The sequence below is a fragment of the Shewanella psychrophila genome, assembly GCF_002005305.1.
Classification (GTDB): Bacteria; Pseudomonadota; Gammaproteobacteria; order Enterobacterales; family Shewanellaceae; genus Shewanella; species Shewanella psychrophila.
On record NZ_CP014782.1, the window covers coordinates 3,293,540 to 3,307,607 of the forward strand.

Here is a 14,068-nt window from a genome sequence, read left to right on the forward strand (position 1 = left end):
AGTTATCTTGAACACTTGATGGGCAATGTCTTTGTCATCGGGTCTACATACAGGTGTTATAACGAGGACAGTCTGGCATGAATACTACACAGATCACCCTCGCCAAAACTTTTACCCTGTCGAATCAATTACCTGATAAAAAGTCCCTTAGCAGGCATTCTATTAGTCCTTTCCACTGCTTGACGGCTAGCTAGTCAGGTCCAACAATCACTCCAAGAGGCTCGAGCAACTGCTCCTGCTGCCACATGCAAATTTTAACCCCGCTCAGATCCACCTTTCTAGGATCTAAACCATAGAGTTCTGCATGAGAAAGATCACACTCACTCAGATTAAACTGACCCCAAGCGTCACTGGAAAACTCACCTCTGCTCAAGTCAGATCCTTTAAACGAAGCCCCATACAGATTTGCACCTGTCCATTTATTTTCAAATAGATCGCACTTCTCAATACATTGCCGCTCAAAATTAGCGTAAGACAAGTTGCACCCCGTCATATACACAGAGCAAAAATACACTTGTCTGCTTATCTGATTAGCAAAGCGTGTCTTGAGAAAGTTGGCCCCTTTCAAGTCGCAATTCCTAAACTCTGCGCCGAAACAATTAGCACCGATGAAATTAACCATAGCTAACTGACAGTCTTTAAAGCTCGCATCTTGTAAATTAGCGTAGTCAAAATCACAACCACTCACAGCACCTTGCTCTATAAATGAGCAGTCAACAAAATGACTGTCACTGAGATCAGTATGGTTAAAATTACAGTTATAAAATTTACACTGCTCAAAATGTGAATCATTCATATCCTGATGACTAAAGTTGACCCCTTCGAACACTTCATTTTTTTTATTCAATTAACGCCTCTTGCTATATCAAACTAAGTCCAATAACCGAAGACTATCACCGATAGCCTAAAAGCCCAACAAAATAAAACCCTGCAAATACAACAACTTAAAGTATGACGGGTAATCGATTTTAAGATGCCAAAATAGCATTGTGGCTAAATAAAATTAGTTGTAAAACCGCTGAGCCCAAGAAAAAAGTTAAACTCAACCTATGAGCTTATAGGGACTCAAGTAAAAGTATTTGAATACTAGATGAGGCATAGTTTTGGAAGGATAGAAGTTTCTAATTCCTAGCTACTAGGATTAATAGTTACAACCTAAGCCTTCAAAGTCGGCCCTACTCATATACTCAGTCGTCGGTAAGTATTCTCCCATCATTACATATTCATCACCTGGCACAGATGTATTCTGAATAGCCTGATGAAAATCCTCTTTAGGCAGCATATTTCTTACGATCAATAATGCCTCATTCAATCGATTTACTCCCCCTTTTACCACGCGACCAAAACCATCCCCCTTCTCCGTCCAAGCTAAGTAGTTATAACCGCACTCATTAGTGGCATTCAGTGGTTTATCATCCAATAGACTAGTAACTATCGTATAGTAACCATCTTCATCTACCGCTAACTGCTCATCATAAATACAGTCGGTAACCATCTGAGAATAGTACTCATTTTGACAAATAGACCAATACCTTAACTGGCTTTCTCTTTCATCAAAAATAGCCTCAGAAGCAAGCGTTTTGGGGACGAGCGGTAACTTACCTCGTGTCACTGCAACCGCACCAAAATCATTATTCAAAAAAGTACTGACATATTGATTATCAGCATTAGCATAATAAGTTACTTGTCTTTCCGGCGTACCATCACACCGTCCTAAGAAGGCACACTGAAAGCCAAATGTGCCATTGTAAGCAGCCCGCCAAACTGCAGGGTTTCGAGCAGGTTCCACTGCAGGATTAGCTCTAACCTGTTGATAGGTTTCGGCTGGAATGAGCGGAATAGCTAAGTTATCCGTATCAACCTGCAATGCACTGCAGGCTTGATCGCCAACAAGTACTTCTCCCGTATCTAAAGTCAGTTCAACAGCAGGTAACTCAACATTGCCAAATTCATCACTTCCCTCATCGGCAACATAAATGCGATAGATTAACGTCGACTTATCACCAGGTTCTGCATGATCATAGAGAGTATTACTCGGTGCTTCCCCGTCAGGCGTGCCATTAGCGAGCGCTATGGTGAAGTCTCTTGAAGCATTTTGTCGTTCGGCACCTTGCTGATAAGGATTAAAGTCACCTTGATCGGGCTCAATATCGCGATCGGTTAACGATGATGCAGGAGAGGTATCAGCTCGGTAACTGTTTATCGATATATACCTAGCATAAGGATACTGACCATTAAGCTTTAAAGTCGCACCGATAGGGAGTATGTAACCAGCATGCCAGTAATTTGCACCTGTATCAGGATAGGCAAAGTTTCGATCTGGATGCTCTATATTATAGGGGCCAACCCAGAAGCATGGGCTGGGTGTCACCTGCTTTGAAGCCTCCGCATCTGGATTACCACTGCTATCAAGTTCATCGTCACTGCAGCCCATTAGCATCACGGCTGAAAAACATAACAGCCCAAGCCCCGTTTTTTTTAAAATAGCCTTAGTGTTAACTAAACCTTCGTTATGCATATCATCTCCCCTAAACCTTGTTTTATATTTATAATTTTCGAATAAAAAGGTAATTTACTGCTCAATCATTACTAACGGTTAAGGCACTAACCATGTTTGCAAGTTGAGCACTTTGGTTTGTGATCATCTCCTTTTGTTTGTAACCTAGCCTATCGAAGAGAGTAATAATGGTTGGGTCGAGACAAATTTATGACTTTTCAGGACAATCTTAAACTAACAACTGAGCCAACGACCCTGTCTTCCTGGGCGTTAGCGATTTGCCGAGCCATAGATAGTTATGGAATAAACAGCCAGAAACTACTGCAAGAAATAGGCATTAATACTGACCTATTGCAGGACCCTAATGGTCGTATTCCGACAAGCCAAATTACTCAGCTTTGGGCGTTAGCAGTAGAGGCTTCTGGAGATGAGTCATTAGGGCTAAAGGTGGCAAACTTTGTTCAGCCAACCAGCTTTAACGCACTCAGCTTCTCTTTATTGGTCAGTGAATCTTTAGCTGATGCCTGGATTAGAATTAAACGGTATTATGAAATTATCAGTAATGTGCTTGAAATGGAGATAGTTGAAGGTGAGCTAGAGTCAGCACTCTGCTTTAATCGGTTGCCAGGAAAAGATTACGCCCCAGAAGCGATAGATGCCTTTATGGCGACAAGCTACTTGATGCCATTGCAAGTGAGTCATGGCCTCGTCAGGCCAATAAGACTCGAACTTGAACGCTCTCCACCATCAGACACCACTCCCTTTCAATCGCTTTTTTCTTGCCCGATAAACTTCAATTCAAGCGGCAATCGTATCTACTTTAGCAGTGAAGCACTCAACACGCCTTTCCCATCGGCAAATAGAGAGCTAGCCATTAGGAATGATGATGCAATTGAGGAGTATTTAAGCCGACTATCCAGCCAATCATTTAGCAGCAAGGTTGCTAAAGAAATTGTTATTTCAATGAGTTTAGGTAATCCTGATCGCGAAGCTATAGCCAAAGTATTCCATATGAGCAGCCGTAATTTACAAAGAAAACTGAAACTTGAAAATACCACATTCAGTGAGCAACTAGATCTGATCCGCAAACGATTAGCGTTAACCTACATTCTAGACTCAGATCTCGCTATTATTGAAATATCATTTCGCTTAGGCTTCAAAGATCCGAGCAATTTCACCCGTGCATTTAAACGGTGGTACAAACAGTCTCCACTGCAATATCGTAAACAAGGCTAAGTACGGCTTCGCAGCTAATTATGCCAATCGGTATAAAATTACGACAAAATTAAACGTTTCACTGGTAAGCTGAAAGCTAATCTTGCTATCTCATTTAATTCAGGTAATTTGTTGGATATAACCTTTTGAGGGAGCTCATATGAAGCAAGGTAAGCACGATGTACAACTGTTAAAACTCGCCATGGAAATTGGTGTCGGCTATGCTAAAAAACGTGGTTTTGACGATTTCGGCAAGGGAATTTCACCAAAAGATAAAGTCGAATGTATCTATCGTCTGCTCGTTACCGATAAGCTCATTCAACCGCTAGCAGTGGATAAAGAAGACGGGCCAAATATGAAACATAAATTGGTTTTATGGATTAGTAGACAGCTTCCCGAAAATCATGAGCTCTTAAACTAGTAAGTACTATTAAGCTCATTAATCGTTAGCATCTTGATTCATTCTGTCTGTGTTTTGAGACTGAGCTTTCGAGTCGTTCTTATCGCAAGAACTTAGCTCACCCACAAGCTTTGAATCGAAGATGCTATATTGATTTCGCCCTCCTTGCTTCGACACATACATAGCACTGTCAGCCGCAGACAATACGGACTCCAAAGTCCCCCCATGTTGCGGATACATGGCGATACCTATGCTAGCGCCGATCTCGATACTTCCTCCACAACTTAAGTTTACATTCTCGCTTAATGCTAGCCTTAACTCAGATGCTAACTTCTCTATCGCTGGCAGACTGCGTCTTTCAAAATCTGCACTATCGAAGTAACAAGCTACAACAAACTCATCGCCTCCCCAACGAATACAGAGATCATCGTTTCTAAACACAGCCATCATGCGCTGACCTACTTCGATTAGCACAAAATCACCGGCCTCATGGCCATAAATATCGTTGATAGCCTTAAAGTTATCCAGATCGATATTCATGATCACCGCTATTTTGTCATTTTCTTTAGCGCGATCAAATAACTCTACCAGTGAGCGTCTTCCTGCTCTCCTGTTCTTAAGATGAGTTAAGCCATCATGATCGGCTTCGAAGCGAGTATTGATCTCCCTCTCAGTTCGCTCGGTCACATCATACATCAGCACTTCTATCATCAAGCAGGTCTGCTTATCTTCATCTAAAACCTTAGAAAATAGGCAATGTACCCAGCAATCAGGGGATCCTGGCAAGGTCTTCATCTTAAGATCCAATGCAACCGTATCTAGATTATGACTCTGTCTGATATCAGCCAGAAAGCTCTCTAACTGTCGCTTATTGTAAAACCAATCTGTGAGCCTTAAGCCTATAGCATCTGCGATGGAATGTGATTTATAGATAATTCGCTCAAAGGCAGGATTAGCAGTAACTAACAAGTTCTCACTATCTATGAGGCATATACCCGCACTCGCTTGCTCGAAGATGAGTCTGAACTTTTTCTCCAATACTTGAGTCTTTTCTCTTAAATTACGTTCCGAATCTATAGACTGATTAAGAGATGAAACCAGAGCGTTAATTCCATTCACCAGACGGCCGATCTCGTCTTTCTGATGGAATCTAGGCACTGAAATATGACTGTCCTGGCCAGGAATTACCCCTTCAAATTTATTGGTTATCCTATTTAGCGGAGAGGTTAACGTCTTATGCACAATAAAAGAAACAAGAATAGCTGTCACAACAGTTAATAATGCCAACATACGGGCCTGATTTACGGCGGCATCCTTGGCGTTATGATCAATAAATGCCTCATTAGGCAATATCTTAAGCTGACCTATGACCTCTTCCTCAAAAAATGGGTTATACAAGGTCAGAGTAGAAACGCCCTCCCTGCCAATGAGTGTTTTCTCACCAGAAAAAACTGAAAACCCCGGTTCACTGATCAGCTCAACTTCAGAAACAACGTCATTAATCGCTAATCCATCGATGATCTCCCTTGCTAGCACAGAATCCTGTACATACACGGCAATAGACGCTGTCTTCTCTATGGTTCTGGATAACTGATTAACATGCTCCCTCGAGTCCTGCTCATTTCTCTCAAGCTGTTCGAAATAGAAAAAGTATGAACTCAAGACTGCAACTAGGGCTGCACTCAATGCAATAGCGAATGCCACCTTAAAGTACAATTGATGCCTAAAGCGCCTCAAATCGATACACCACTTTTAATGAATCAGTTAAGTCCTGACTAGAAATATAGCCTATAGCATGGCTCGAACTCATTAACTCATGAATTAATTGACCCGGAGACTCTGTTTCTTTAGGAGGGAAGTTACGACCAGAAAAAAGTAGTCTGGCCCAATAAGCATCTATTTGCGCCTCGGTTCGGTTAACCAACCTTTCATAGAATAATCCCTTGAGCTTAGATTTAGGAGCAAGGTCGAAAACTTTAGCCTTGTCACCATTAGGAAAATTCACATATCGCCCCATAAACAGATCCACCACTTCACTCTTGGTTAATGAATCGATACGACTCTCGCGGCTAACGACTACCAGCAGTTCGCTTTCGGCTCGAATAGTCAGAGTGAACATTAAGATAAGTAACCCAGTCAAGTACTTCATAAATTGAAGATAAAGCTGAAGTTAATTGACAAAAGATCGACCTCCGCATCCCCCACAGGTTCCTGAGTCCAAGACCACATAGCTGCCCCACTATGATCGACCCAGGAATGATCCCACTGAAAGTTCATACTGATATTGGGATAAAGATCCCACCTCAACCCCAAGGTAAAAGTCGTCTGCTCTATCTTGCTAGCACTCAGAGCCTGCACACTCCCTTCATACACGGTATTGATTCCAGCTAATAATTCCGTAGACAATTGATCAGGTAATTGCGGTGAAGCGTAGCTAGCTGGCTCTTCTGAGTTGTCTATATAAGCCACAACGCTATAAAATGTCATCTCATCGACACGGTAGCCCACACTCAAGTAACCATTGTAGAAAGATTGCAGTATCCCCCAGTCAGAATCGATATAGCCAAGCTCCGACTGAATAACCCAGTTCATATGATCGTATTGCAAACCCAGGGCATAATATTGCAACTTCTGACCCGGTCCATCTATGCTTTGTGCCAACGCTCTGGCCTCTGGCCACAAGCTATTTGGTACTAAATTAAGACTCTTGACTAGGTCATTAGTTATAAAGTCCAATTCATCTACTTCAACAGAAGTCGCCGCGAACCGAAATATCCAGTCATCCCAGGTATAAATGGATGTAAGCGCGAAGACATTTTTGAGATCGATATCAAAACGACTATTCTGAGCCGCTAACAAGGAGTGCGTATTCCCATAGGCCAACTTAGTCTCCCAACTCCCCCCGCCTATGTTATGGGTATAACTGATATCTATACCGTCAATTTTCGCGATAGATGAGCTAATAGCATAAAATTCAGGAATGGGTCTGGACCATAGATAGGCATAGCTGACGTTTCTGTATTCCGAGAGTATATAAAGATCTGTGCTGGTCCTCCCCAACCTGATTGCCCAGTCACGATTTGGACGATAGCGCAGGAACATCAGCTCTAAGCTGTCTAAAGTAGCATCGCTCGCCCTATCTTTGATCACTACTTGAGCTATGGCATCTAGGCTCTCAGTAAAATCCGCATTGACTTGCAGACCGAGTAAACTGTCTGGTTTAAAGGAGTACTCAGAATCACTGGCGTTCATACTGAACTCTCGATGAAAGAGCAAGTCATCACTGGATGACCTCACTACGCCTAAGGTACCGAAACCACTGAAGCTTAAGTTAAACTCTGACTGCTCAGGATGATCATGGGTGCGAGCTTGAGCCTGACCCACCACACTGAACAGGGCTAATAGCAGCAAAGTGATCCCACCTACTATCAGAGGTGGGATATAGACAATCTTGTCTGGGATCCCATTTAATTTATTAGTTCTTTTTTCAGGCATAGCGACCTTAAACGGGCATAAAGTTGCCCTATTTAAAAGTAGAACAGTTATCGCTAAATCAGCAATGTATTTGAGATTAGGAACTTTGTGCTATGAAGTTTTAGCTATTACAAATGAAGAAGTGAAGAAGTGAACTTTTAATTAGAAGTCCAGATTAGTCACCTTACTCGACTAATCTGGACATTAGATATTTTAGAAAGAAGTATCGACTGGTAAAGGTCGCTTCCAGCCCAACTTTTTCTCTATGGAATCGATCATAGCGCCTGCGACATCTATGCCAGTTGCCGTCTCAATGCCTTCTAATCCTGGGGATGAATTTATCTCCAGTAACAGAGGTCCCTTACTGGAACGAATAATATCGACACCCGCAACCTGTAGACCCATGGTTTTCGCCGCCTTAATTGCCAGCTTCTTCTCCTCAGGGGTGATCTGCACAAGAGAAGCAGTGCCTCCCTGATGAATGTTCGCCCTGAACTCACCCGGCGCGGCAGTACGCTCTATGGACGCGACAATCTTGCCATCAATCACAAAGCAACGCAGATCTTTGCCTTGGGCTTCCTTAATAAATTCCTGAACTAGCAAATTAGCCTTCAAGGATTTAAACGCATTAATCACGCTCTCTGCAGCCTTGCGGGTCTCAGCCAGAACGACACCTTTGCCTTGAGTGCCTTCGAGTAACTTGACGATTAACGGTGCCCCGCCAACCATATCGATCAAGTCCGTAGTATCAGCCGGTGAATTGGCGAAGCCACTGGTGGGTATATCTAAGTTGTTTTTCTGTAATAGCTGCAAAGAGAACAACTTGTCTCGCGACTGAGTGATGGCTTCCGAGTTATTCAGTGCCATGACCCCCAAACTCTCGAAATGGCGCGTCAAAGCACAACCATAAAAAGTCATACTAGGGCGAATTCTAGGGATCACTGCATCGAGATCATTTAAGATCCTGCCGTCACGATAATGCACTTCGGGCTCAGAGGCATCCAGCTTCATATAACATTGCTGTATGTTATAGAAAAACATCTCATGACCACGTTGCAGTCCCGCCTCCATGATACGACGATTACTGTATAAATTCGGGTTACTGGCAAGCAAGCCAATCTTGAGGCCCGTACTCGGCATGTTTTTATTGCCATACAAGAGATTGATTTCATCTTCGGTATAATCACCAAAGTTGTAGTTAACCGAAGGATCAACCAAGATCCTCTGCCCCATAGCCTCACGTCCCAAGAGCATCCGAAAGCCCATGCTAGCTCGATTAGTTAAAGTCAGATCCACATCCCAGCTTTGATCCCCAAGCTGCAATTGCTCACGGATAACATAACGCCTTTCGGTTTCACCATTGGAACTCTTAATTACACGACGATCGATAAGCTTCGACTCACAAAGTAAGGTCACCTTTCGGCTCCCCTGAATTGGATGCACCTCATAACTGACCCAAGTGCTTCCATTACGCTTAAAAGTCGTGATATTTATCGCGTGAATTGAGGATGTTGCAGCCCCGGAGTCAACACGAGCCTTAACCGCCTTGATACCTAGCCCAGGTAAAGAGCACCACTCTTCACTGCCAACAATGATTTTATTAGTCATCTATTTTTGCTTCATAAATAGGTTTAGAAAAAACGAAAATACACCCGTTTATGCCAAGGATAAAGATATAAATTCTAATAATACAAAAACAATAAAAATCATAAAGATATAACTAATAAATGAAATCATCTATGACGAATAGATTAGATAAAATAATGTAGCGAGAGAGAGGATTGTAATAAGCATAAAAAATCCCCATCACATGTGATGGGGATTAATATTTTATATTCTAATTAAAGCACATACATTGCGCGATAAAGAATTAGCTTTCTACGGGTGAAACCACAAACAGCAGATCACCTTGAGAGACTTGCTGACCATTACTGTTAAGAATACGCTCGATACGATATTTCTTATCTTCAGGATACAGAACCGCATCCGGGCGATTATAACCAGCTAAGTTCAGCTGTGAGAACATCTTCATTGCTTCTGTAAGCGCTAAAGTCTGGTCCGCTGCCACTATGTCACCTTCTTTAACAAAGTCGGCTTCACCAGGTGCTGGAGAGGTATAGAAGATACCCGCCCCTTGTGCCATCACTTTCAGCTCGTTACTCTCACCGACGCGCAGTGAGGCTGTATCGACACCGACAGTTTCCGCAGCAGCTTCCATCTCTGCAATCAACTCAGGCACATCTAACTCAGCCATCAGACGAGGTAAGTAGTTAGTGTCGTAAACGCCTTCGTTGAAGGTGCCATCTTTCAAGATGCGAGTCAGTAGTGGGATGTTAGTCGCAATACCTTTGATGACAACGTGATCAGCGAGGTAATCGTGCAGCTTATTGATCACATCTTCGCGGCTCTCACCTCGACAGATGATTTGTGCAATCAAGCTATCGTAGTAAGGTGAAACCTCTTTACCCGCTTCTGCAATAGAGATGATTTCTATGTCATCACGCTCAGGCATCGCATATTCGGTAATCATACCAGGATGAGGTAGCAGTTGGAGTACACCATTGCTGTCCAGAGCAGCCTTCTCGGCAGTAACACGGACTTCGATGGCGTAACCCTTATCCTGTGGTTTCAGGGCTTCGATCGAACGACCCGCCGCAATATCGAAACCAGCACTCACAATATCGATACCCGATGTCGCTTCGGTAACTGGATGCTCAACCTGAAGACGAGTGTTCATCTCCATAAAGTAGACTTCGTTAGTATCTAAGTTATAGATGAATTCAACCGTACCTGCGCCCATGTAATCTGTCGCATTACCAAGATCAAGGGTATATTGAAGTACCTTCTCTTTCAGCTCAGCCGGCAGCATGGTAGAACCAGACTCTTCAACAACCTTCTGGTTGTTACGCTGAACCGAACAATCACGAATACCCAATACCTTAGTATTACCAAACTTATCACGTAGGAGCTGTACTTCGATGTGACGCAGTGAAGTCACATATTTCTCAAGATAGAGATCGCCATTACCAAACGCCGCAGCCGCTTCGGTAGAAGTCTGCTGGAACAAGCTAATCATGTCCCCTTGACGCTCAACGACCTGAATACCTTTACCACCACCACCTTGTACCGCTTTAAGCAGAACCGGGTAGCCAATTTCATTAGCAACGTTTACCGCTTGCTCTGCATTGCTTAAGATACCGTGACTACCAGGAACGACAGGAACACCATTATCCTGGGAAGTCTTAATCGCATTAGACTTGTTACCCATTGTCGTCATGCTGTGAACACTCGGTCCGACGAAATTAACGCCGTTATTGACACAAAGCGCCGCAAATTGAGGACTTTCAGATAAGAAACCAATACCCGGGTGAAGGGCATCGACATTTTCATATTCGGCCACTTTAAGCACAGAATATGCGTTGAGGTAACTCTCATCTGATGTGTTACCACCAATACAGACAAGTTTATCGTTGCCTTTTAGCATATCGGCAGGTACCGAAGTCATATCCGGATCAGATGCAACGAGAACGACATCAATGCCATTATCATGAGCCTTACGAATTAGCTTAACCGCGGTACAACCACGAGCATGCACCAATACCTTCTTGATAGGCTTCATAAGTTCACGAGGATCGTCCTGAACTATCTCTTCATCAGCGGCCATCATCTCAGGAACTAAAGTTGAGAGTGCATTAGCAATCACATCTTCAATCTCAGCGGTAGGCTTAGGCATCAAAGGATCGATACTGCTCAGCTGGTCATCTATAGTGCTGCTGAATGGATTAGTCACCAAGGCATTCATCGCACCAGGTACTTTCGACAAGTAATTCGACAGCGTCGCAGTGGAAGGCAGGTAAGCCGGAACGACCATCTGGCCCGCAAAAGGCATGTTAGTACCCGATAGGTAATATGTTTGCACTAATGGGTGAGTCACGAAACTTGCCTGTGCTCCACCTGTACAATCACCATAACCGAACATCAATACCGGTAGCTCGTTATCACGAATGAAGCGAGTAATACGATCGTTCACCACAGCCATAGAGAAAAGTGCAGCAGCACCTTCTTTAGTCTGCATACCACTTGAGCTGATGAAACAGATAACTGGAAGCTTACGCTTAGCACACTCGATCAATAGCGCACTGAACTTCTCGGCACTGGCCATATCGAAGGCGCCAGCCTGGAAAGCTGTGTTTGACACGGCAACACCGACACGCATCTGTTGACCGTTACGTTCGAAATCAGCCATACCAGTAATGAGACCACAGGGACGAATGCCTTTATCCAATGCATCTTCGATGGATAGACGGAATCCCGGGAAGTTTAGCAAGTTGGCAGACATCTTATCGCCATTGATTTCATCAAAATCAGTGAAGAACTTACCTAAAACGTTTTCCCAGCCCATTTTACCGGCACGCTTATCATCACGTAGTACTTTCTGGATCAAGAGATCCTGATAGCCCATGGTGAGACGGTTCCAGAAATCTTTACGGCGACCAATACGTACAGGGTTGATTGCACCTGTGTATTCGCCACTTTCCTCTTCACTATCGAAATACTCAGGTAGCAGACGTTCGAAGAAGTAAGTCAGGATCACGAACAGACTGTCGTTTAGCTGTGGGAAACCAACACTCTTCCACTGCTCAGTCTTAGTCAACAATTCTGCACGGTTCGATTGACCCATGAAGTACTTGAGCCACTTGTAGAATTTACTCTTATCGTTAGCCGTATCTTGAGTGGATAAGGCGCGATCGATGGAGCTGTGTAACAAGTTATCTACCGATGCACGTGACAAACTCTTAGACATCATGGCTTCTTTAGCGATAGAGGCTAAGTTGCCAACGACATTGTCGTAAAGTGCGTTGAAGATAAGAATATTGTGACACTGCCAGATAAAGTCTTCACGTAATTCGTCGTGAATAACCACATCCAGTACTGTTAGCTTGTTCAACTCAGGCCAATCAGCCTGAGTCACTTCAGATGGAAGTGTCTCCAAATACTGGATCAGGCCTTTGAAGTTGTTCTCGGCATTACCTTTCCAACGATGAAACAAAGACCAACTGATGTTGAAGATAAGCGCCTTACGGGCCTTCTTATAGTTCTCTTTCGGCTCACCTAAGATCAAACGGGTCAGCATGTTTCGTTCGGTAGAAACCTCATCACGCTTAGCACTGAAGTTACCCCAAAGCTTGTTTAACTCTTCATCATAAACCAGCTTATCCGGGTTAGATAACCAAGACTGGAACACGCGATCTTGCTCTTGCTGAATACGTGCGAGTAAATCACCTTCGGGTACACTCACCTTAGACAAACGACCATACTGCTCTTGAGAAATAGACTGAATACGACTACGTAACGTCAGGTAACGCAAGTAACGGTATGAGCTACCAAACAAGTTAAGGTGCATTGTAGGGTTATTAGCAACCGCAAGCTCCGCATGGTGCTCAAGAGCTTCCAGATTCTTAGACGGGTTCAAGAAACGAGTCAAACTACGATCATAATGCTCACGCAAGTCTTTCGACTCTCTCACGAACTGCACGGCGGCATTTTCAACAGCTTCGATACTGCTGATAATTGCACGGCGAAGGTTATGCTGACGCTCATCTTTATCCGTCGGAGAAAAATCGATGATGCCGTCGATGCAACCAGAGGTATACAGCTCTTCAGGTGAAACACCCACCGATTTAGCACATTCTTGCCAAGACAAGTTGTACTTACGGGCAATACTCTGCAGGCCCTGAGGCTGAATAGTATTAAAGATACCATCACGCAGTGACAATAAGATGTTTGCCGAAGCAAGTGGGATCGCACCACCTGAGTAACCGGCACCGATGACGATACCGACAGTAGGCACATCGACATTAGCACTCTCGGCAATCGCCTTAGAGATGCTGTGAGCCTGGTTCTGACTGTTAGCCACTTCACCCGCATCGGCACCAGGGGTGTCGATAAGGTAGATGATAGGCATAGACAGTTCTGCAAACTTACGAATAGCCTTACACGCGATCAAGTGATGCTCGGGCATCCAAGCACCATTATTAGTGGTACGTTCTTGTGCGATAAAACCGATACGGCGAGTACGAGTACCAAAGTTCAATTCGATCTCTGCACTATAAAAAGGCCCTTGGTGGTTTTCAGCAATAAGCCTGCCTTTAAGATCGGCAATCACACGCTTAGCACCGGCGCGGTTTTTATCTAATGTTGGTTGAATCACCTTAGTGACATAACCATCTACATCGAGTAGATCTAACTCTTTCAAGTTAGACTGAATTGTATCTTCACCCAAGAGACCCTTGATCTCTTCGGCTAGGCTCTGCTTACTGTGTTCAGGAAACAGTGAAAAGTTTTGTGCCAGATGTTCTGCTTTCAGAAAAAGCGGGTCGGCAGATTGAGCCTGAGTCTTGTTTGTGGGCTGATTTTTGCTGGTCATCATTGATCCTCTGCTTAGCCTCTAAAATTTTTAGCGAGTAAATATAACTTTGTTA

General features: G+C 43.7%; 9 protein-coding genes and 1 pseudogene. 2 read left to right on the forward strand and 8 right to left on the reverse strand.

Annotation, left to right across the window (positions count from 1 at the left end; genetic code table 11):
• Window positions 1-190 precede the first annotated feature (190 nt).
• Window positions 191-847, reverse strand: coding sequence for a Qnr family pentapeptide repeat protein (locus sps_RS14200; RefSeq protein ID WP_077753132.1), 657 nt, complete (start codon window positions 845-847; stop codon window positions 191-193).
• 294 nt (window positions 848-1,141) lie between these two features.
• Complete coding sequence (locus sps_RS14205; RefSeq protein ID WP_077753133.1) at window positions 1,142-2,518, reverse strand: hypothetical protein; 1,377 nt, start codon at window positions 2,516-2,518, stop codon at window positions 1,142-1,144.
• Between the two features lie 189 nt (window positions 2,519-2,707).
• Between sps_RS14205 and sps_RS14210 the strand changes: the two genes are divergently transcribed.
• Both sps_RS14210 and sps_RS14215 read left to right on the forward strand, forming a co-directional pair.
• Window positions 2,708-3,733 (forward strand): AraC family transcriptional regulator, encoded by a 1,026-nt coding sequence (locus sps_RS14210; protein WP_077753134.1) that lies wholly within the window; start codon window positions 2,708-2,710, stop codon window positions 3,731-3,733.
• Between the two features lie 139 nt (window positions 3,734-3,872).
• A complete protein-coding gene (locus tag sps_RS14215) occupies window positions 3,873-4,133 on the forward strand; it encodes a DUF5062 family protein (RefSeq protein WP_077753135.1) in 261 nt (86 codons plus the stop codon).
• Window positions 4,134-4,151: 18 nt separating this feature from the next.
• Here the strand turns inward: sps_RS14215 and sps_RS14220 are convergent, their stop codons facing one another.
• From sps_RS14220 to sps_RS14240, 6 genes and pseudogenes are all read right to left on the reverse strand, one after another.
• A complete protein-coding gene (locus tag sps_RS14220; protein WP_077753136.1) occupies window positions 4,152-5,828 on the reverse strand; it encodes a sensor domain-containing diguanylate cyclase in 1,677 nt (558 codons plus the stop codon).
• Window positions 5,829-5,835: 7 nt separating this feature from the next.
• Complete coding sequence (locus sps_RS14225; protein WP_237157840.1) at window positions 5,836-6,231, reverse strand: type 2 periplasmic-binding domain-containing protein; 396 nt, start codon at window positions 6,229-6,231, stop codon at window positions 5,836-5,838.
• A gap of 26 nt (window positions 6,232-6,257) precedes the next feature.
• Window positions 6,258-7,607: a hypothetical protein gene (locus sps_RS14230; protein WP_077753138.1), complete on the reverse strand. Its 1,350-nt coding sequence runs from the start codon at window positions 7,605-7,607 to the stop codon at window positions 6,258-6,260.
• Window positions 7,608-7,799: 192 nt separating this feature from the next.
• Window positions 7,800-8,726, reverse strand: a complete 927-nt coding sequence (gene rimK, locus sps_RS14235; RefSeq protein WP_237158118.1) for a 30S ribosomal protein S6--L-glutamate ligase — start codon at window positions 8,724-8,726, stop codon at window positions 7,800-7,802.
• 66 nt (window positions 8,727-8,792) lie between these two features.
• Window positions 8,793-9,194, reverse strand: a pseudogene (locus tag sps_RS28860) (ATP-dependent zinc protease family protein); the annotation flags it as partial.
• 262 nt (window positions 9,195-9,456) lie between these two features.
• Complete coding sequence (locus tag sps_RS14240) at window positions 9,457-14,013, reverse strand: ATP-binding protein (protein WP_077753140.1); 4,557 nt, start codon at window positions 14,011-14,013, stop codon at window positions 9,457-9,459.
• Between the last annotated feature and the right edge of the window lie 55 nt (window positions 14,014-14,068).